18 protein-coding genes are annotated in these 20,193 nt (G+C 56.1%); 5 read left to right on the top strand and 13 right to left on the bottom strand.

Annotated elements, in window-relative coordinates; genetic code table 11:
- Position 1 precedes the first annotated feature (1 nt).
- The 4 genes from FY156_19695 to FY156_19710 form a co-directional block, all read right to left on the bottom strand.
- Positions 2–1,072, bottom strand: a complete 1,071-nt coding sequence (locus tag FY156_19695; GenBank protein ID UXS03773.1) for an extracellular solute-binding protein — start codon at positions 1,070–1,072, stop codon at positions 2–4.
- A 63-nt stretch (positions 1,073–1,135) separates the two neighbouring features.
- Positions 1,136–2,341 (bottom strand): acetylornithine deacetylase, encoded by a 1,206-nt coding sequence (gene argE / locus FY156_19700; GenBank protein ID UXS03774.1) that lies wholly within the window; start codon positions 2,339–2,341, stop codon positions 1,136–1,138.
- Entirely contained in the window at positions 2,338–4,680 is a 2,343-nt protein-coding gene (locus FY156_19705) for a glycosyl hydrolase (GenBank protein ID UXS03775.1), read from the bottom strand. Before FY156_19705 ends, argE begins: the two co-directional genes overlap by 4 nt.
- A gap of 126 nt (positions 4,681–4,806) precedes the next feature.
- Positions 4,807–5,754: a LysR family transcriptional regulator gene (locus tag FY156_19710; protein ID UXS03776.1), complete on the bottom strand. Its 948-nt coding sequence runs from the start codon at positions 5,752–5,754 to the stop codon at positions 4,807–4,809.
- A gap of 281 nt (positions 5,755–6,035) precedes the next feature.
- On the opposite strand from FY156_19710, the gene FY156_19715 reads away from it, so the two are divergent.
- From FY156_19715 to FY156_19725, 3 genes are all read left to right on the top strand, one after another.
- On the top strand, positions 6,036–7,286 hold the full coding sequence (locus FY156_19715; GenBank protein ID UXS03777.1) for an NAD(P)-binding domain-containing protein: 1,251 nt from the start codon (positions 6,036–6,038) through the stop codon (positions 7,284–7,286).
- A 50-nt stretch (positions 7,287–7,336) separates the two neighbouring features.
- Positions 7,337–7,750, top strand: coding sequence for a RidA family protein (locus FY156_19720; protein UXS03778.1), 414 nt, complete (start codon positions 7,337–7,339; stop codon positions 7,748–7,750).
- Between the two features lie 101 nt (positions 7,751–7,851).
- A complete protein-coding gene (locus FY156_19725) occupies positions 7,852–8,529 on the top strand; it encodes a DUF1028 domain-containing protein (GenBank protein ID UXS03779.1) in 678 nt (225 codons plus the stop codon).
- Positions 8,530–8,577: 48 nt separating this feature from the next.
- Here FY156_19725 and proP read toward each other — a convergent pair whose 3' ends face one another.
- Entirely contained in the window at positions 8,578–10,098 is a 1,521-nt protein-coding gene (gene proP / locus FY156_19730) for a glycine betaine/L-proline transporter ProP (protein ID UXS03780.1), read from the bottom strand.
- A gap of 308 nt (positions 10,099–10,406) precedes the next feature.
- Between proP and FY156_19735 the strand changes: the two genes are divergently transcribed.
- A complete protein-coding gene (locus FY156_19735; GenBank protein UXS03781.1) occupies positions 10,407–11,459 on the top strand; it encodes an alpha/beta fold hydrolase in 1,053 nt (350 codons plus the stop codon).
- A 17-nt stretch (positions 11,460–11,476) separates the two neighbouring features.
- Entirely contained in the window at positions 11,477–11,725 is a 249-nt protein-coding gene (locus tag FY156_19740; protein UXS03782.1) for a BcpO-related WXXGXW repeat protein, read from the top strand.
- 68 nt (positions 11,726–11,793) lie between these two features.
- Here the strand turns inward: FY156_19740 and FY156_19745 are convergent, their stop codons facing one another.
- The 8 genes from FY156_19745 to FY156_19780 form a co-directional block, all read right to left on the bottom strand.
- Positions 11,794–12,039, bottom strand: a complete 246-nt coding sequence (locus FY156_19745; GenBank protein ID UXS03783.1) for a DUF378 domain-containing protein — start codon at positions 12,037–12,039, stop codon at positions 11,794–11,796.
- Positions 12,040–12,128: 89 nt separating this feature from the next.
- Positions 12,129–12,473: an SH3 domain-containing protein gene (locus tag FY156_19750; protein UXS03784.1), complete on the bottom strand. Its 345-nt coding sequence runs from the start codon at positions 12,471–12,473 to the stop codon at positions 12,129–12,131.
- Positions 12,474–12,571: 98 nt separating this feature from the next.
- Complete coding sequence (locus FY156_19755; protein UXS03785.1) at positions 12,572–13,330, bottom strand: alpha/beta fold hydrolase; 759 nt, start codon at positions 13,328–13,330, stop codon at positions 12,572–12,574.
- A 55-nt stretch (positions 13,331–13,385) separates the two neighbouring features.
- Positions 13,386–14,396 (bottom strand): AI-2E family transporter, encoded by a 1,011-nt coding sequence (locus FY156_19760; protein UXS05158.1) that lies wholly within the window; start codon positions 14,394–14,396, stop codon positions 13,386–13,388.
- A 35-nt stretch (positions 14,397–14,431) separates the two neighbouring features.
- Complete coding sequence (locus FY156_19765) at positions 14,432–15,868, bottom strand: amidohydrolase family protein (GenBank protein ID UXS03786.1); 1,437 nt, start codon at positions 15,866–15,868, stop codon at positions 14,432–14,434.
- 112 nt (positions 15,869–15,980) lie between these two features.
- A complete protein-coding gene (locus tag FY156_19770) occupies positions 15,981–17,225 on the bottom strand; it encodes an arginine deiminase (GenBank protein UXS03787.1) in 1,245 nt (414 codons plus the stop codon).
- Between the two features lie 17 nt (positions 17,226–17,242).
- Complete coding sequence (locus FY156_19775; GenBank protein UXS03788.1) at positions 17,243–18,673, bottom strand: amino acid permease; 1,431 nt, start codon at positions 18,671–18,673, stop codon at positions 17,243–17,245.
- A gap of 86 nt (positions 18,674–18,759) precedes the next feature.
- Positions 18,760–20,190: an amino acid permease gene (locus FY156_19780; protein UXS03789.1), complete on the bottom strand. Its 1,431-nt coding sequence runs from the start codon at positions 20,188–20,190 to the stop codon at positions 18,760–18,762.
- Positions 20,191–20,193: the final 3 nt, after the last annotated feature.

Raw genomic sequence — 20,193 nt, forward strand, 5'->3', positions numbered from 1 at the left:
ATCAGCCAAGGATCCACTGTTCGAAGCGCTGCGTCAGCGCATCCTGATGTTCAGCCCAGTATGCAGCATTGAGAACCGTCAGTCCCTTGATGTTGGCAGGGGCAGTCGGCAGAAGCTCTGCCTTTTCAGCACTCAGATGTTCATAGGCCTTCATGTTGGTCGGGCCGCAGGCAAGAACGTCCGTGTAGGCTGCCTGACGTTTGGGATCGAGGCACCATTCGATGAACTTTCGGGCAAGATCCGCCTTTTCAGTGTTGCCTGCAATCGTCCAGCCATCGATGTTGAAGAGGCCACCGTTCCAGACGATACCTGCCGGTGCACCCGCATTGATCGCTGCCTGGGCGCGGGTCGACCAGGTCGACATCATGTCCAGTTCGCCGTTCTGCAAAAGTTGCGTCGCATGCGCGCCGGATGTCCACCAGATGTCAATATTGGACTTGATCTTGTCGAGGCTCTTGAAGGCGCGATCAACATCAAGCGGGTAGAGCTTGTCGAGCGGAACGCCATCCGCGAGCAACGCCATTTCCAATGTGGTCACCGGGCTGCGCCACAGGCCGCGACGGCCCTTGAATGCCTCGGTGTTCCAGAAATCGGCCCAGCTCGACGGGACCGTCTTCACCGTATCTTTGCGATAGCCCATGGCGAGCGCGAAGATGGCAACACCGGCAAAGTCGGGCTCGAAGGTATGCGGGGTGAAGTCGTCCTTGTTCGGCACTTCGATGTTCAGCGGCAGCATGTAATTGTCGCCGAGTTTACGAATACGCAGAACGTGTTCAGGCGTCATCAGTGCAACGTCAAACAGTTTCGTATCCGTATCGATCGCCATCTTGTACTGCGGGATCGGGTCAGGCTCATTGGTGTTGGTCTGGATCGTGACACCCGTCTCGGCAGCGAAGGTATCATAGAACGCAACTTTAAAGCCTTCGTAGAAGGCACCGCCCATGTCGCGCACGACAAGCGTTTCGCCAGCGAAAACACGGTTGCCTTTGAGAAGGACCGGCGCCGCAAGTGCCATGGCCGCAAGCCCTGTCGTCGTTTTCATAAAGCCGCGGCGTGAAACGTTATTGTTCATTTTACCCTCTGAGTTTGTTTAACCTTCATCAATTACTTTTCCCGTCCGCATGGCTTCGGTAAATTACATTTTTCCGTGCATCTGCTTTGGTACATGCGAAGCAAGCGGTCGCCGGCTTGCACAAAACCGAATGACGGCCGATGCAAGAACGCTGTCGCAGATGTGAAGCTGGCTTTCTTCAATGAATTCGTCGGGACGGTGTCCCTGCTCCATGCTACCGGGCCCACAAATCACAACCGGGACGTCAAGCGCCTGAGCGAACAAGCCGGCCTCCGTGCCAAAGCTCACCCGACATTCCTTGCTGCCCCTGGGCAGACATTGGGCAAAGGCCTGAACAACTGGATGATCTCCATCGATCGAATGGCCGGGATAGTTGCCGGTGATCTCAATGTCGATTGCCGCTTCCTTGAAGCGCTCCTTATAGGGAGCAACTGCAGCGGCACCGGCCTTTCGGACCTGCTCTGCGAGAGCAAGCGGGTCGTCTGCGGCCATCATCCGGCATTCCATCAGAAGCTCGGCATGATCAGGAACAAGGTTGACTGCAGTCCCGCCAACCAATTTGCCCACATGCACCGTTGCGTAGGGAACCGAGTATCTAGGCTCACGCGGACCACGGGCCTCGATATCATCCTGCAGGCGGCGCAAACCCGAAATGAAATCAGAGGCTATATGCAACGCATTCAGCGCAAGAGGTGCTTCGGCCGAATGACGCGGAACACCGGTTGCTTTTACCTGGAACGCCATCTTGCCCTTGTGACCCAAGCCGAGCTGCATTGATGTCGGCTCTCCGACAACAATCAGATCGGGCAGGATATCGCGGGCCGCAATTTCTTCCAGCATGGGCCTGACACCAACGCAGCCGATCTCCTCGTCATAGGAAATCGCAAACCAGAGCGGCGCGGCGAGGCGCGTTCCATCGATGCTTTCTGCCAACGCCAAAGCAGAGGCGACAAAGCCCTTCATATCGGTCGTACCGCGACCGTAAAGCCTGCCATTTTGACGCGTCATCGCGAAGGGCGGAACAGTCCAGTCCTGCCCGATCACCGGCACCACATCAACATGGCCGGAAAGCATGAGCCCGCCCGGAACATCTGGTCCCAGACGCGCCAACAGGGCCGCTTTCTGTCCGGTGGTGTCATAGAAGCGTTCACAGACAGCGCCAGCATTTGCCAGCGCTGATTCAATTTCTTCGATCAACGGCAGATTGGTGTCCGAACTCACAGTGGGATAGGCGACCAGCCGCGCCAACCAGTCCTGCGTCGCGGTCACAGCTTTGCTTCCGCAGCATCCATCGCCGCGTTAATGTCGCTGATAAGGCCATCAACTTCTGCTTCGGGAATGGATAGACGCAGACGACGCTCGAGCGAGGTGAAAATGCCGAAGAACGAGTTCGAGCAATGGTTGAGCATGCGCATTGCGTCGTCGTTGGAAATACTGCAGCGCTTCGTCAGATAAGCCGAGATATGTTCGCAGGCGATGGCATTCGGCAGCACGTAAGCCGGTTGCGTATCATAAGCGATCCGTCGGAACGGAAGTACCGAAGGCTTGATTGCCAGATCGGCAGAGAGTTTCGGATCACGAGAGGACGCGCCAACAACGATACGAGCCTCTACACCCTCCAGCACCCAGCGACCAAGGGCCGGATCCCAGATCGCCAGATCCGAACCTTTCAGGATGATTTCCACCCGTTTGCTTTCGCCAACCTCCAGAACCGGCTTGGCGAAGCCTTTCAGTTCCTGCGGCGAACGCTTCAACCGCTTACCGCGAGCCTGCAAGTAGAGCTGTGCGATTTCGGCACCTGCACGATCACCGGTGTTGGTAACGGTGAATGCAACAGTAATCTCATCGCGAAGCCCGATCTCTGATGAGGAGAGCGTGAGATCGGAATAGGCAAACGTCGTATAGCTCAGGCCGTGACCGAAGGGGAAAAGCGGTTCGATTTCGCGCAGATCGTAGGAGCGGTACCCCACATGGATGCCCTCTCCATAGATGTGCCGGCCGTTTTCACCGGGGTAGTGCAAGAAACCCGGCACATCGGCCAAACGCTTCGGGAACGTGACGGAGAGCTTGCCAGACGGATTGACTTTTCCCGTCAAGACATCTGCGACGGCACCGCCCATGGCCTGTCCGGAATAGAAGGTGACCAGCACAGCGTTGACCTGTTCAATCCACGGCATTTCGACTGCATCGGGGCAGGCAATCACGACAGCGACCTTGTCTGAAACGGCTGCCAGTGCAGCAATCATCTCATCCTGTCCTGGGCCTAGCGCCAGCGTGGTTCTATCTGAACCTTCACCATCATAGGCGCCTTCCGTCGACGTATAGACGAGAACAAGATCGGCCCCTGCTGCCAATGCGAGCGTTTCTGCGTCGGCGTTTTCACGGAAAGTCAGAGCATGACCTGCGCCGAGCGCCTGTTGTAGCTGCTCCAGTGGCTGATCGACCATCGTCGGTATCGTCGTCGCGCAACCGGAACCCTGAATAACAGGTGTGCCCGCATCACGGCCGACCACCAGGATATTTTTCATGGCAGGCTGGATTGGCAGCAAAGCGTTATTGCTGACGAGCACCATGGAAGCCGCAGCCATTGCCCGCGCTTCGGCATGATGGTCGTCTGCCGTGTAAACAGGCACCGGCGCCTCGGCACCAGCATTACAACGCTCGATCATATCGAGCATCCGCTGGCACGACAGATGGGCAACTTCTGCCGGTATGGATCCATCGTTGAGCGCTTCCAGCAGATCCGCTTTGCGGCGTGGGCTTTCCGGCATATCGAGGTCACCGCCAGCCATCAATGAAACGGCTCGATCCTTGATGCCGTGCCAGTCGGAAACGACAACGCCTTCAAATCCCCACTCCTTGCGCAGAACCTGATCGAGAAGCCAGGGGTCCTGAGACGCCTGAACGCCGTTCAGACGATTGTAGGACGACATGATCGTCCAGGGCTTCGATTGCTTGATAGCGATCTCAAAACCCTTGAGATAGATCTCGCGCAGCGCGCGTTCTTCAACGACGCTGTCCATCGTCGTGCGTTCAACTTCGGAGTTGTTGCAAGCGAAGTGTTTGAGCGAGGTACCAACGCCCTGAGACTGGATGCCCTCAATAACGGCAGCCGATAGTTTGCCTGTCACCAATGGATCTTCCGAGTAGTACTCATAGGAACGGCCGGCCAACGGTGTGCGACGGAGATTGATGCCAGGCCCGAGAAGCAGGTGTACACCCATGGCTCGGCATTCTTTACCGAGCAATTCTCCCAGCCGTTGCATCAACCCTACGTCCCAGCTGTTGCCCATTGCCGAGCCGTTCGGAAAACAGGTTGCCGGCTTCATTTCGCCCCAGGCGATCGCGACATCGCTGGCACGCTGATTGACGACGGAGAGAAACGCATCGAGGTCCATACCACCGCGTTCATCGCTGTCGATCTGTGGAATTGAGTAACGAACGCCGTAGGTACCGTCAGTCATGACAATTGGCTTGATGCCGTAAGCAGGCACTGCCGCCGTCTTCCACATGCCGAAGCCGGAAAGGAGGTCGACCTTTTCCGCATTTGTCATCGCTTCAGCGATCGATGCAGTGTTCTGGTTTGCGGACTGGCTCTTCTCTAACATGCTTGGCTCCGTAATGCGGCGATCGCCGACCTGTCAGTGCGGCGTTGGCGCGCACACTGTCAGTCGATGGCAAAAAAGAAAAATAAGATATTCGGAACTGGTGCTTAGAAAAAAACGAGCCTAGCGCTATTCCGTGCGGCGCAGATTAAGGATCGGCGCTTCCATACCTGGTACGTAGTTGTCAGAAATCAGGTTGCGGCAATGCTCTTCAAAGGTACGCACAAGCCGGGTGGAAACCTGCTGGCCGATACGGATGAGGCCTATGCGCATGGGCTTGTGTTCACCTGACAGCCGAAGACTGACAAGCCGCTTGCCGTCCAGCGCCGCCTTATTCTTCGGTCGGACATTTGCAAGCGTGTAACCGTAACGGTTGCCAACCATCGTGCGGATGACCTCCTGATGCTGGATCTGTGCAACGATGTTGGGTGTTGCACCGGCGGCTGCGAACAGTCCGAGGAAATAATCGCGTGAAAGCGGCAGATCGAGGAGGATGAACTCGTGCTCTTCGAGTTCGGAGAGCGAGATCGCAGAGCGCTGCGCCAACGGATCTGTTTCCGCCACCTGAACGTAAGGGGGAAGCTCGGCAAGCGGCGTAAACTCAAACCCTTCAGGAACAAGAAGATCGTAAGAGAGAGCAATATCGAGCTCGGCGCGCTCCAGCCGCGTCAACAAGGTACGGTGATCGGCTACGGTCGGCCGGACGGTGACGCTCGGATAAGCCGCCTTGAAGCTTTGGCTTACTTCCGGCAAGAGCATGGGCGCGAACGTCAGGAGACATCCAAGCGATAGGGTTCCACGGATTTGCTCGGTGGCTTCCGACGCCGCCGTGTAAAGGTTCTGAACCTGCTCGATGACCGCTTTTGCCTGCAGCAGAAGCTTTTGACCGGCGGGCGTCAACGACAGACCCTGTGCGTGGCGCCTGAGGAAAAGCTGGGTGTTGAGTTCGATTTCCAGCTGCGAAATCGCAGTAGAGATAGACGGCTGCGAGACGTGGATCCGGTCCGACGCCAAGGTGATCGACCCGGCTTCGGCCGTCGCGATGAAGTATTCGAGCTGACGCAAGGTGAAACGCATTTGAGGCCCCGGTGCCGAGTGCCGCGCAAGCTGCGCGACGGTATGCCTATGCCGAATTTAACGGCTACGGAGGGGAGTTTAATATTTGCCGTTTGTTGAAATGTAAATCTTCTAACAGCGCTCCTCCGCCAGACGCCTGATCGTACGCCACTGCACTGCTTTCGCCAATCCTAACCAGTGCTGCAGCAAATCGTAATTTTCCGAATGCAACGCGTTCGCTAGAGCGGAACGATAGCTGACGCCGATCGGCGGGTTGCGGCGAAACAGAAAAGGGCGAATGCATGTCAGTCGAAAAGATCCATACGCTGGTTGTCGGAGCTGGCCAGGCCGGCGTGGCCATGAGCGAACATCTGAGCCGCAACGGCGTCGACTATCTCGTCCTTGAACGCGGCCGGATTGCCGAGCGCTGGCGCTCGATGAGGTGGGACTCTCTCGTGGCCAATGGCCCGGCCTGGCACGATCGCTTCCCTGGCATGGATTTCCCGGGGCACCCGGACGCATTTGTACCCAAGGATGGCGTCGCCGACTACTTCGAAGCCTACGCAGGCCTGCACAAAGCGCCAATCCGCTGTGGCGTTGAGGTGGTCAAGGTCGAGCGTCTCGAAGACCGTCCGGGTTTTCGCGTCGAAACAACCGATGGTGTCATCGAAGCCCTTAATGTCGTTGCAGCGACCGGACCGTTTCAAAAGCCATCCATTCCACCAATCGTTCCTGCGGATGCCGGTGTCACGCAGATGCACTCGAGCGACTATCGCAACCCCTCCCAACTCCCCAATGGTGCAGTGTTGGTTGTCGGCGCCGGCTCCTCCGGCGTCCAGATTGCCGAAGAGCTTATGCTTGCCGGTCGCAAGGTCTATCTTTCCGTTGGCCCGCATGACCGTCCTCCGCGTGCCTACCGTGGCCGCGATTTTGTCTGGTGGCTTGGCGTTCTCGGCAAATGGGATGCACAGGCCCAAGCGCCGGGATCGGAGCATGTTACAATCGCCGTCAGCGGCGCACGTGGCGGCAAAACAATCGATTTTCGCCGGCTCGCGTCACAGGGCATGGTTCTGACAGGCATGACCGGCGCTTATAGTAACGGGTCACTTTCTTTCGCTGACGATCTCAACCGTAATCTCGATCGGGGTGATCAGAACTATCTCTCACTGCTTGATGAGGCAGATGCCTTTGTCTTGCGCAATGGTCTTGATCTGCCGGAAGAGCCTAATGCCCGCACCCTCGGACCAGGCGTTGACTGTGTGAGCAATCCTTTGCGTAAACTGAACCTGCACGAGGCCGGTATCACGACCATCATCTGGGCGACCGGATTTACCTCGGACTATAGCTGGCTTCAGGTCAATGCCTTTGATGACGCTGGTCGCCCAAAGCACCAGCGCGGCGTTTCTCCCGAAAAGGGCATCTATTTCCTCGGACTGCCTTGGCTGTCGGGCCGTGGTTCCAGCTTCATCTGGGGCGTGTGGCACGATGCCAAGCATGTGGCGGACCACATCCTCATCCAGGAAAACTATCTGGCCTACGCCCCACAGGACTAACCGTTCCATACGACCACAACGATATCGCCGCATAAACCACGGAGAAAAGAATGGCACATACGCGCATTCGCAAGTTCAATACCAAAGAAACCTATCCGGAGCAGAACCTCGATAACGACCTCTGCCAGGCTGTCGTTGCGCGCGGCACGGTAATCTTTCTGCGTGGCCAGTGCCCGCAGGATCTCGATACGGCCAAAAACATCGACAGCCATGATCCGGTCGTACAGACCCACAAGGTCATGCAGAACATCCGCCAGCTCGTGCAGGAGTCGGGTGGAGAGATGGAACATGTGACCAAGCTGGTCGTATATCTGACCGATGTGCGTCACCGCGAAGCGGTCTACCGGACCATGGGTGAATATATCAAGGGCGTCCATCCCGTTTGCACTGGCCTCGTTGTGGTTGCGCTGGCGCGGCCGGAATGGCTCGTCGAAATCGACGCAACAGCCGTTATCCCTGACTGAGTCAAAGACGTTTTGACAGACTATCGGCCAGCATCATCCGCTGGCCGGTGCCCTTCTCGGATGGTGCAAGCACGTCCGACAGTTTCCGGATGGAGTTTCCTATGACATTCTCGATTGTTGCCCGCTGCGAACTCACAGGCCAGTTCGGCGTCGCCATCTCATCTTCATCTCCGGCTGTTGCCGCTCGCTGCGCCTGGGCGCAGGCGGGAACCGGCGCAGTTGCAACACAGAACGTCACGAATCCCGCTCTTGGCCCTCGCATGCTCGATGCCCTCAGAAGTAGTGCAAGCGCGGCGGATGCCGTTTCGATCGCCCGAGATAGCGATGGTTTTCCGGGTTACCGCCAGCTTCTGGCAGTGGACACCGAAGGCAGGACAGCCATCCATTCCGGCGAGAACGCACTCGGTATCTGGACTTCGGCGACGGGCAAACAATGTGTTGCCGCCGGCAACTTGCTGGCAAACGACGGGGTTCCAAATGCCATGATCGAGACATTCGAACTGACAAAAGGCTCCCTGGGCGACCGATTGATTGCTGCGCTCAACGCAGCAATGACTGCGGGAGGCGAAGCTGGACCCGTCCATTCCGCCGGTCTTCTGATCGTTGATGACCAATCCTGGCCCTACGCCGAACTGCGCGTCGATTGGCTGGACGACGATTGCCCTATCCAGGCAGTGTCGCGTGCATGGGAAATCTACAAGACGCAGGCCGCCGATTACGTTACTCGCGCCCTCAATCCGCTCGCGGCACCGTCATACGGCGTACCCGGCGACGAATGACCACAGAATGCAGCCCCTGAGGTCACTCCAACAGGCGCTGAACACATTTCAGTTCAGTTCCGGATGTTGACCGACCAGCCGCTCTCGTTTCTGTTGAAGAAGCTCCATCTGCTCCTTCAACTCCTCCATTGCTTCATCGATCTTCTCAACACTTTCCTCGATGTAAGAATAGTGTTCCGCAAGCAGTGCCCTCGCCTCCTTGCGGTTTGAAGCATTGGGTGTGTCGCCATAAAGCGGCTTGTTGGCTGTTTCCTTGAGAAAGAAAGTCGTCACCAGACCAGCGACAGCAGCCACCATCAAATAATAGGCTGGCATGTAGATGTTGTCGGTTGCTTCGACCAGCCAGGCCGCAATCGTTGGCGTCAGACCTGCCACAATAATCGAGACATTGAATGAAAGAGCCAAGGCGCTGTAGCGGATACGAGCGGGGAAGAGCGCTGGAAGGGTGGCTGCCATGATGCCCACCAGGCAGTTGAGGCCGATAGCGAGGATCAGAAGCCCGAAGAAAATGCCGACAACATGGCCGCTCGCGATCAGGTGAAATGCCGGCCAAGAGAGGAAAAGGATGAGTGTGCTGCCGACAGCGAGGAATGGTCGGCGGCCGATCCGGTCACTTAGCAACCCGACGAGAGGCTGCACGAAGAGCATACCGATCATGACGGCAATGATGATGAGGGCGCCATGGTCCTCCGTATATCCCAACGTCTTTGACAGGTACGTTGGCATATAGGTAAGCAGCATGTAATAGGTCACGTTGGTCACGAGAACCATGCCGATGCAGATCGCCAGCGACCGCGGATGCTTGCTGAGAATTTCCGCGAACGGAACGGTTGGCCTGTCCTGCAGCGCATCCTTATCCTCCTGTTCGGCACGCTTCAGACGCTCGGTAAAGGCGGGCGTCTCCTCGGCTGCGTGCCTCAAGTAAAGGCCAATCAAGCCTAGCGGGGCAGCGAGAAAGAATGGGATGCGCCAGCCCCAGGAGAGGAAGCTGTCCTCCGACATCGCAGTACTTAAAATAACCACCAACCCTGCGCCAAGCACGAATCCTGCGATCGACCCGAAATCCAGCCAACTCCCCAAAAATCCACGCCGGCGATCCGGCGAATACTCCGCAACGAAGATCGCAGCGCCCGTATATTCGCCGCCAACGGAGAAGCCCTGCGCAAGTTTACAAAGTAAGAGAAGAATAGGCGCCCAAAGGCCGATTGTCGCATAGCCCGGAATAAGACCGATACAGAATGTACTGACCGCCATGATAATGATGGTGAGCGAAAGGACCTTCTGGCGTCCGAACTTATCACCCATCGCGCCAAAGAAGAGGCCACCAAGCGGCCGAACCAGAAACGGCACGGAGAACGTTGCAAGCGCCGCAATTGTTTGAACCGCCGGCGAAGCATCCGGAAAAAACACCTTGCCGACTGTCGCGGCCACAAAGCCGTACACACCGAAGTCGAACCACTCCATGGCATTGCCAAGAGCAGCAGCGGTGATGGCTTTTTTTAGCTTTGAATCCTCAATGACAGTCACGTCACTGAGCGTCAGTGGATTGGTCTCGATTGTATTGCTCACCCCTGCCCCCGGAAATGATTTTGCGACAATGCTTGTCGAGAGCAGAAACGCACGAAATCCACAGCAGGTTCCGAGAGGATGGTCGCGAAGTGGTGTATCAAGACTGGTCGCCAGCTAATGCTTGGATTTTACGACATGTTCGGTTGTGTTCCCTATTTACCATGACAATCTGGCTGTGTTTTAATCTCGGCATCATGGTAGGGAAACCAAGGTATTTCGGGGCATCTGCCCTTCAGGCTTTGTGCCTCTTGCTGAGTGTTTCTGTTCTTCTGCTCCTGGCTTCCTGTGCAAGGCCGGGCCCGGGAAGTTTGAAGGTCGTTGGACCGGCGCAAGGTGCCGTCCAGCAAACTGTTCTTGTCGTCACAACGCGCGAACCCGATACGTCGGGCAAGAACAGTTTTACGAGCGACAGAGCTCAGCAACCTACCTATCTTCGTATGGTCGTTTCGGTGCCACCGGGACACAGGCCGGGAACGATCGAATGGCCACGTGGCGTTCCGAACGCTGCGTCCTCTTTTGCCGTCATCGACAGCAAAGTCATTTCACGTCAAGAATTCCTCAGCATGGCTGCGGCCAGCCCTTCAGCTTTCGTCTTTGTTCATGGCTACAACAACAGTTTTCAGGAAAGCCTGTTCAGGCTCGTCCAGATATCCGCCGATGCCGACGTGAGGAGCACTCCGATCCTGTTCGCCTGGCCATCGCGAGGTAATTTCTCAAGCTACCTGGCGGACCGGGATGCGAGCAATTTCTCACGCGATGAACTCGTCCAGACGTTGGACGAGCTTGGCACCAGAAAAGTCGAGACCAAGATTTTGGCACACAGCATGGGAAGCTGGCTGACTGTCGAGGCGTTACGGCAATTGCGTCTTCAGTCAAAAGCCCATTCTCTTGATAAGATCGACCGGGTCATCCTTGCTGCGCCTGATATCGATATCGATGTCTTTCAAAAGCAACTGAAAGTCGTGGGAAGCCTGTCGAAACCGATCATCGTGCTTTCGACACAGGACGATCTGGCTCTCGCAACATCACGGTGGCTCGCAGGCGCCTCTGCAAAAGCCGGAGCGCTTGATATAGACGATCCCCGCACCATCGCGCTTGCCGAGGAACGCAACCTCCAAATTATCGACATCAGCGATGTACGGGCACCAACGAGGATCAGGCACGACAGGTTTGTCACGCTTGCAACAATGCTACCCAGAATACCCCTGCAGGCCTTGACGGCTGGAAGGGTCGGAACAGGAACGCTCTCCGTCTCGTCCGCAGGCTCAGAGGACGAACGCATCCTCAGGCAGGCCGTTGAGTTGCTGGACGAGGATGCGGTTCAATCAGCACCACGCAGGTCTGCAGATCCGACGCAATAACGAGAGAGGAATGGCGCATGCAAAAACATCGCAGATTATTTCTTCAACTCTGTGGGACACTGTTACTTGTCCCAACCGCGGCCTTATCCCAGCAAGCTGGGCCGCGCGCTCCGGTGGGAAGGCGTCCACCGCCACCACCGGACCTGAAAGAAAAAACACCCCCGCCTCGCAAGGGATATCGCTGGGTTCCCGGACGTTGGGTGTGGAGCATCCGCCGCAGCCGACACGTATGGGTCCCCGGACAATTTCAACGCCACCGATCATAAAGCACGCCGACCACTGGCAACAGGAGCATCCGATCTATGATCCTGCCGCTTTCGGCCGGCCCGACCAGTCAGGGCCGGTGAATGTTGCTACGCTTCATGTTGGCTTCGGCATCGCGACGTTGAACAACTCCGAAAATCGGCAGGAGTTGCCATAGCGCCGAAACTCCAATCAACGTATAGGCGATACGCGCAAGGATTGCGCCAGAACCTCCCAACAGCAGGCCTATCGGATCGAACTGGAACAGGCCGATCAGCAGCCAATCCAGTCCGCCGATGACAATGAGGAACAACGTTATGGCGTTCAGGGTACGCATCTTTTCAGCCCTCTCCAGGCGCCGATCAATTTAGAAGATCGGACGGCACGATAAGCCGGGCCGCCCATTGGCGGTTACGGAGGAAAACCTCATCTGTTGAGGCAAACGTGTCCGCGCGCGCCATGGAAACAAATGCTACCGGGACGATTTGCCGATCCCCACCGGACCGGGTCCAGATATCGTGCACGAACCCATCCGCTGCGCATGCCTCGCGGCTGCACATGGCACCAACGGCCTGACGTCATGCAACGAGTGACATTGACGCGCTCTCGCACCCGCAGGCGCCCGACAACACGATAGGAAGAACTGGGGCCAGCGCGAAGCTGAACATTGTTGGCGGTGACCACCGCTGGTGCCGCCTGCACAGGCACGATACCAGCCCAAAGCATGCTCCCCGACATGAACGTGATCGTCATCAATTTCCAGAAATTCATAAGCTGATCTCCTTCAGACACGTGCGGGCTTCTCGCCCGTTAAATCCATCTCCAATTTTTCTGTTTCGTTACTTCTGACAGCATGCGACCTCCAAGGCTCATTGAAAGGTTTTCACGAGCATCTCGACGGCGTCTGTGACATCGAGCGTTCGAACAAAACTACCGTGCTTTAAAAAATTGAGCGTCTCGACGACGACGATCGGATTGAACATCATGAAGGTATGTGTGGTGTGCAAAACGAGGTGCTCTTGAGCACCATCCAGTCGGGTCGAGTCAACCGTGACCTTGCCGTCGTTGGGCCGATCATGAATAGCATCAAAAACAGGATTGAGCGACACGTCGCCTGCAATAATGCCGAGCGAAAAATCCGGCCTGGGCAATCTGGCCAATATCGAATTTGCATCCGTTCCCAGTTCCAGACCAGCAGGACCGTTGAGCCACTCGAATGGTGGCATGTCTCCGAAGACGTCCACGATCTTCGACCCGTGATTTGGCGGAGCGAGCATGACAACCCGGCCGAGAATCTCAGGCCGGTGATCCATCAGCCAGAACCGCAAAATGATCCCGCCCATAGAATGGGTCACAAAGTTTGTTCGCCGGGAACCGCAATCTTCCACCGCATCGCCGACATGAAGCGCGAGCTTCGAAACGGTGGTCGTGGTTGAAGGATACTCGACGTTCAAAACGTAATACCCCGCCTTCGAGAGAACTTTCTCCATCATCCAAAACGACCCACTCCCGCGGGCGAGGCCGTGAAGCAGGACAACACACTCACTTTGGGCTTCGTCCTGGGCCTGTCCCCTGTTCTCTACGAATGGCGCAAAGAAGAAGACAGACACGGTCAGAAAGCGCTGCATGCACCTCTTCATTTTTACACTCATAACCGCACTGCTTTTGGCCATGATGTCGTTCTCAGGCGGTATTGGCGGTTTCGTTGTCTGAAAGGATGGTCGCGATCCATTTTGTTGAAGCGGCCATCGAGCAGAAAACTGTGAATGCGATCAATATCGGAACCCCTATGAACGCTCCGGCCAACCCCCACATGAAGCTCCAGAAGAACACCGCAAAGATGACCGCAAAAGGCGAAATGGAAAGGGATGCACCAGCCAGTCTCGGTTCGAGATAACTACCGATCACAAACTGGATGATGTTGAGGCTTGCAAAGATGAGCAAGGCCGGCTGCCATGTATCGAACTGGGCTATGGCAAAAAGCGTAGGCAGGGTTGTCGCTACCAACGGCCCGAGAAAGGGAATGTAGTTGAAGGCGAAGGCGATGACACCCCAGGCCGCGGCCAGTTCCAATCCCGCGCCAAGCGACAGGAGCCATACGAGCAATCCTGTCAGAACGCTGGCAAAGGTCCGCACCAGCATGAAGCGCCGAAATTTCATCGCGATGATGCGGTTTGCCGAAAGAATGATGTGACCGTAGGGCTGAGCGGCCGGCAATCGCAAACGAGCGGCGAATTCCTGAACCTCCAGCAGCCCCAGCATCACGAAGATCAGCACCAGAAGAGAAAAACCACCGAACTGGTTCAGGCGGCCGGCTGTTCCCTGCATGACGGAAAGCAATCTGGAAACATTAAACCAATCACCAATCGGCCCGGCTATCGCAATACCATGCTGCTCAAGCCAGTCGACGACCGCCATGTAAGCCGCTTGTAAACGGTCAGCATTTGTAAACAACCATTGGCCAACTCTGCTTAATCCCCAGGCGAGAGATGAGCCAATCGCCGTGATGAAGCCTACGGTGATGATGAGTGTGATCAGTAGCGCCAACAGACGCGGAAGTCTGCTCTGCAAGGCGAGCTGGCAAGGCCAGACGACAGCAATGATGAACAGAGCGAAAAAGAGCGGAGCAAACACCGATTGTGCCGCAAACAGGAGGGCGACCAAAAGAATGCCAGAAACGAGCATACCCGCCATCGGTCTGCGAGGCTCTACCTGCACATTACGCTCCTTCAAAGTATGTTCTTATGGATGCGGCCATCCTTCATGACGACGGAAAGGTTTTTCTGGGGATTTTCGAGCAGGCTGATATCATCGAGCGGATTGCCGTCGACGACAATAAGGTCTGCCAGAGCCCCCGTCTCGATGACACCAAGCTTGCCAGGATAGGGATTTCGGAGACTGGAAAGGGCAAGCAGTTCGGCGTTACCTGATGTCGCCATCTGCAGGGTTTCAGCGTTGGAGTACCAGTTTTGAAGATGTGTCAGCATGAAGTTCTGGCGCGGCCCAAGCTCCGGCGAAAACAGCACATCAGATCCCCATGCCGTCTTGATCCCGTACTTCCGGGCAAATTCGTAAATCTTCGGCGTACCAGCGAACAGTTGCTGTATGCGCTCCAACGCCGGTCCACTTTGAGGTGCTGCATCCTCCATCGTCAGGAAAGGTTGTGTGCTGAGCCATGACCCTTTGTCAGCGATCATTTTTGCCGTTTCATCGTCGACCAGATGGGCGTGTTCGATACAGGTAACCCCCGCTGCCAGCGCTCGCTGGACTGCACGGGGTGTATAGGCATGCGTCGCGACATAGGTATTCCAGTCCTGGGCAACCTCGACTGCCGCCCGAAGCTCTTCTTCGCTGAATGCCGTCATATCAAGCGGGCTTCGCGGCGATGACACCCCACCGCTTCCGACCATCTTGATCTGCGACGCGCCCTGCAGAAGTTGCTCTCGAACCCGCAACCTGATGTCGCTTACGCTGTCGACAATTGCTGCTGCACCCATCAATTCGCCGGTGCTGAGCTGTGCCCGATCCCGTGGGATTTCCGTTGGCAAACGCAGATCGCCGTGCCCACCGGACGTCGTTATCATGGCACCGGATGGGTATATGCGCGGCCCCGGTATCATGCCACCGTCTATGGCCTGCTTGAAGGAGAAGACCGGCCCTCCAAGATCACGCACCGTTGTAAAGCCGCGCAGAAGGGTCCGCTCGGCCTCGGCAGTCGACGCCGCAAAGATGATCCCCGGATCACCCGCCAGCAGGACGTTCAGGGGAACCGCTGCAAAAATTGTGTGCCAATGCGCATCGATCAATCCCGGCAGCAGAACACCATTGCGGCAATTTATGACAACCGCGTCTGTTGGCACCGGATTGTTTGCAGGATCAACGGCAGTAATCTTCTGGTTCTCGACAACAACCTGCACGCCTGTTTGGAGCGTGCTCGATTTTCCATCGAAAAGACGCACGTCGCGAAACACGGTCGTTGATGGTGCGCTTTGAGCCGCGGAGGACCTAGGCATTGCGCCAGAGAGCATAGCAGCGCCTAGGCCCGCCAGGAACCCGCGTCTTGAAAGGGCTTCCAGCCGGCGCGATACAATCTGCAGCGACGGGTTGAAGCACGCACAACCGGAATTGTGAACCAGATGGCTATATTTCGGTCCGAAACTTTGCATGAGGTATGGTCTCCCCAACAAGGTTGCCCACCACCGCTATCATGGCGGCCTCCCGATACGGCAAATCAGAGAGCGCGGCGTCTGGACGCGCTCCCTGTTTTTCTAGAAATACTCAATAGTCGACGGCATCACGGACAATCGGGCACGTCATGCAATGGCCGCCGCCACGGCCACGGCCAAGCTCCGCTCCTGTAATGGTGATGACTTCAATCCCCTCCTTGCGAAGCAGGGTATTGGTGTAGGTGTTCCGATCATAAGCGTAGACGACACCCGGTGACGCGCAGACAAGGTTTGCGCCACTGTCCCACTGGGTCCGCTCACGCATGTAATCGTTGCCTCCCGTCTCAACGACGCGCATCTTTTTAAGGCCGAGAGAATCCCGAACTGTATCAACAAAGCTACCCTTGTCCTTATGCAGCTCGACACCGCCATTGCCGTCCGGACGGAATGAAAATGCCTCGATACCGTTGACGATATCCGGATAGAGCAGCACGCAGTCCCGGTCAGCGAAGGTGAACACGGTATCAAGGTGCATGGCGGCGCGCAGTTTCGGCATGGCAGCGACAATCACGCGTTCCGCCGCGCCTTTCTCGAACAAGGCGGCTGCGACCTGACTGATGGCCTGGCGCGATGTTCGTTCGCTCATCCCGATCAGGACATTGCCCTTACCGATCGGCATCACATCGCCGCCTTCCAGCGTCGCTAGTCCCCAATCCTTGGTTGGATCACCCCACCAGACATTGACCTTGCCCGCAAAGTCCGGATGGAACTTGTAGATCGCAGACGTCAGGATCGTTTCCTCATGACGCGCCGGCCAGTAAAGCGCATTCAGGGTAACACCACCGTAAATCCAGCACGTCGTATCACGCGTGTAGAGCGTATTTGGCAACGGTGGCAGCAGGTATTCATTCACTCCCGCAGCATCGCGGATCAACGCGAGCTGCTCTCCTCCAATGCTGTCAGGAAATTCAAAGGTCGAGAGACCGCCTATCAGCGTTTCGGCGAGTTCGCGGTCCGCCAATCCTTCGAGATATGACCGAACCTCGTTGATGAGACCCAGCCCAATCTGATTTGGCACGACCTGGTGATCGAGAATCCAGGCTTTTGCTTCCGGCACCGCGAGTGTTTGTGTCAGAAGATTGTGCATCTCCAACACCTCGATCCCACGGTCACGCATTTTCGTCATGAAGTCGAAATGATCGCGCTTGGCGTTTTCGACCCAAAGGACATCGTCGAAGAGAAGCGCGTCACAATTGGTCGGTGTCAGTCGTTGGTGCGCTCGGCCGGGCGCGCAAACCATTACCTTGCGCAGTTGCCCAACTTCGGAATGAACGCCAAAGGATGTTGTCTGTGTCATGACCTTCGCCTCTCAGTTTAGGGTGTAATGATACCTGTCAGCAAACCGTAGGCCCCAACCAGGCCGCCGATGAGCGTCACTGCAAACACGATGAGTTCGGCCGGCGTGAACAAAGTGAGCTTCTGCTCCCGTCGCGCCCAGAAGTAGAGAATGGTGCCGGGAACGAAGAGCACCGCGACCAGCAGGACATATTTCAACCCAGCGGCAGCAAACATGAACAGCGTGTAGACAACCGCCACCCACGCAAAAAACTGATCGCGTCCGCGCTGTTCCGGTGTGGTTTCGTAGCCCTCACCTCGACGCGCCAGCAAAACGCCGTAACCCGCAACAAGAAGATAGGGCAGAAGCGCCGTCACACTTGTCATGTCGAGCATGAAGTTGAAGGCATCTCGTGACCAGTAGGTGGAGATCACGAAAAGCGACACGACAATATTGGTCAGCCAGAGAGCATTTGCCGGGACGCGATTAGCGTTTTGTGCCGCAAACATCTTTGGCATGTCCTGCGATTTGGCTGCGGCGAAAAGCACCTCGGCGCAAATGAGAGACCATGCGAGATAGGCACCGAGAACGGAAACCAGCACGCCGATGGAAATGAATACGGCCCCCCAGTGTCCGACGACTGCTTCAAGTACGCCCGCCATCGAGGGCTGCTGAACTGCTGCAATGGCTGATTGGGGCAAAGCTGCATAAGGCAGCAACGTGACCGCGACCATAAGACCCGTGACGCCCACGAAGCCGAGGATCGTGGCAGAGCCGACGTCGGATCGTTTTTGCGCAAAACGGGAATAGACGCTGGCACCCTCGATACCGAGGAATACGAAAACGGTGATCAGCATCGTGTCTCGCACTTGTGCGACCAGAGATTTCACCGGCATGTCTGCGCCGCCGAAAAAATTGTCGGAAAACTGCGCGTAGTTGAAGAAGAAGATCAGCGCCAGAATGAAGACGAGGATCGGCACGACCTTCGCCACCGTGACAATAGTGTTGATGAAGGCTGCTTGCTCCACGCCGCGCAGGATCATGAAATGAAACGCCCAAATGCCGACAAGCGACACAACAATCGCCGTGGCACTACTTCCGTCACCAAAAAATTCGGGAAAAAAGCGGCCGAGCGTTGAGCCGATGAGCACCCAATAAAAGACGTTTCCAAGGCAACTGCCAAGCCAATAACCAAAGGCTGAAAGGAAACCCATGTAGTTTCCAAAACCTGCCTTGGCATAAGCGAATACACCGGAATCAATGTCGGGCTTTTTTTCGGCGAGAGCCTGGAAGACCCGCGCGAGCATATACATGCCTGTTCCGGCGATAGCCCAGGCAATAATCGCACCAAAAGGTCCTGTGGCAGTTCCGAAGCGGCTCGGAAGATTGAAAATACCCGCCCCAACCATGGAGCCGACAACCATTGCCGTTAACGAAAATAACGTGAGTTTCTGTTGCGACGCTGCCATAAACCTAACCCTCTCAGCCAAGTATAAAGTCAGTCAAAGCCCACCAATGGCAAGCAAATTATGCGTTCAATCCTCGGAAATTACGCTTATATACTCAGATACCCTTTTGTAATTCCGAATATAACCGCAAAAAATCCAACACTCAAAACCGCAAATACAAACCACTCTACATGGTTAAATATAGTTTCACCCTGCTCATTCCTTGCCATAAGGAAAAGAGCTGTCCCCGGGACATAGATCAACGTCGTAAGAAGGAGGAACTTGAATCCGGCGGCATAAATAAGCCCGGCAGTGTAGATCAGGGCCAGAAATGACTGTACCGTTTCGGTACCATTGCCCTTGGACTGAATGACAGACTTATCGCCCTGCAAGTTGCTTTTCACGCCGAATGCCGCAACGAGAAGATACGGTACGAGGATCATCGAACTCGTCATCGCCACCGCGAGCATGAAAGCATAATCCGAAAACATCGAGATGATGAGGAAAACCTGAACGATGATGTTTGTCAGCCAGAGCGCGTTGGCGGGGACGCCTGCCGCATTTTCACGTGCGAGAAAACTTGGCATGGTCTTATACTTGGCCGCGGAGTAAAGGATTTCTGCTGCCAGCAGCACCCAGGCGATATAGGCTCCAGCGACGGAGATGATCAAGCCGATGCTGACGAAGACCGCTCCCCACGGTCCTGTCACAGCTGCCAGCACTCCTGCCATCGATGGATTGCGTAACTCTGCAAGATCCTCTTTGGGCAGGACGCCGTATGAGAGCAGTGTGACCGCCAGCATAAGAGCGAGAACGAACAGAAAACCGGTGACGGTTGCGGTGCCCACGTCCGAGCGTTTTCTCGCATATCTTGAGTAAACGCTTGCGCCCTCAATACCGACAAAGACGAAAACGGTAACCAGCATGGTGTTTCGCACTTGAGTGGAAAGCGACCCTAACCCAGCCTCATCGGCGCCCCAGAAGCTTTCTCGAAAGATCTCCCAATCGAAGGCCATCAAAACCAGCAGAAGGAAAACGAAGATCGGCAGGATCTTGGCGATCGTCACGACTGTGTTCAGAGCCGCTGCCTGCCGGATACCTCTCAAAATGAGGCTGTGAAACACCCACAACAATACGGACGACGTCGCAACGGCAATCAAGGTATTACCGTCACCGAAAGCCGGGAAAAACAGACCAAGTGTCGACTTTACGAGGATGAAGTAGGTGACATTTCCAAGTAGCGCGGCTGCCCAATATCCAAGGGCAGACAGGAAACCGAGATAGTTGCCGAAACCTTCCTTCGCATACATGAAGATGCCCGCATCCAGATCCGGACGCCGCTGCGCCAGGCTCTGAAAAACGAATGCAACCATCAGCATGCCAATTCCGGCGATCGTCCAGGCGACAATCGCGCCAAGCGGACCAGTTGCCTTTCCAAATGCCTGCGGCAGCGAGAATATTCCGGCTCCGACCATGGAGCCGACCACCATGCCCGTCAACGTCACCAGAGATAGCTTTGCTTCACCGGCTGCGGACATCGT

This window comes from Agrobacterium tumefaciens (genome assembly GCA_025559845.1).
In the GTDB taxonomy this organism is placed as follows: Bacteria; Pseudomonadota; Alphaproteobacteria; order Rhizobiales; family Rhizobiaceae; genus Agrobacterium.

Coding starts and splice junctions, on each gene's coding strand:
- FY156_19710 (UXS03776.1), bottom strand. CDS start 5,754: ATGCGTTTCACCTTGCGTCAGCTCGAATACTTCATCGCGACGGCCGAA.
- FY156_19755 (UXS03785.1), bottom strand. CDS start 13,330: ATGCAGCGCTTTCTGACCGTGTCTGTCTTCTTCTTTGCGCCATTCGTA.
- FY156_19760 (UXS05158.1), bottom strand. CDS start 14,396: ATGGCGGGTATGCTCGTTTCTGGCATTCTTTTGGTCGCCCTCCTGTTT.
- FY156_19745 (UXS03783.1), bottom strand. CDS start 12,039: ATGCGTACCCTGAACGCCATAACGTTGTTCCTCATTGTCATCGGCGGA.
- FY156_19770 (UXS03787.1), bottom strand. CDS start 17,225: ATGACACAGACAACATCCTTTGGCGTTCATTCCGAAGTTGGGCAACTG.
- FY156_19695 (UXS03773.1), bottom strand. CDS start 1,072: ATGAACAATAACGTTTCACGCCGCGGCTTTATGAAAACGACGACAGGG.
- FY156_19750 (UXS03784.1), bottom strand. CDS start 12,473: ATGAATTTCTGGAAATTGATGACGATCACGTTCATGTCGGGGAGCATG.
- FY156_19715 (UXS03777.1), top strand. CDS start 6,036: ATGTCAGTCGAAAAGATCCATACGCTGGTTGTCGGAGCTGGCCAGGCC.
- FY156_19705 (UXS03775.1), bottom strand. CDS start 4,680: ATGTTAGAGAAGAGCCAGTCCGCAAACCAGAACACTGCATCGATCGCT.
- FY156_19720 (UXS03778.1), top strand. CDS start 7,337: ATGGCACATACGCGCATTCGCAAGTTCAATACCAAAGAAACCTATCCG.
- FY156_19740 (UXS03782.1), top strand. CDS start 11,477: ATGCAAAAACATCGCAGATTATTTCTTCAACTCTGTGGGACACTGTTA.
- FY156_19780 (UXS03789.1), bottom strand. CDS start 20,190: ATGTCCGCAGCCGGTGAAGCAAAGCTATCTCTGGTGACGTTGACGGGC.
- FY156_19765 (UXS03786.1), bottom strand. CDS start 15,868: ATGCAAAGTTTCGGACCGAAATATAGCCATCTGGTTCACAATTCCGGT.
- FY156_19775 (UXS03788.1), bottom strand. CDS start 18,673: ATGGCAGCGTCGCAACAGAAACTCACGTTATTTTCGTTAACGGCAATG.
- FY156_19725 (UXS03779.1), top strand. CDS start 7,852: ATGACATTCTCGATTGTTGCCCGCTGCGAACTCACAGGCCAGTTCGGC.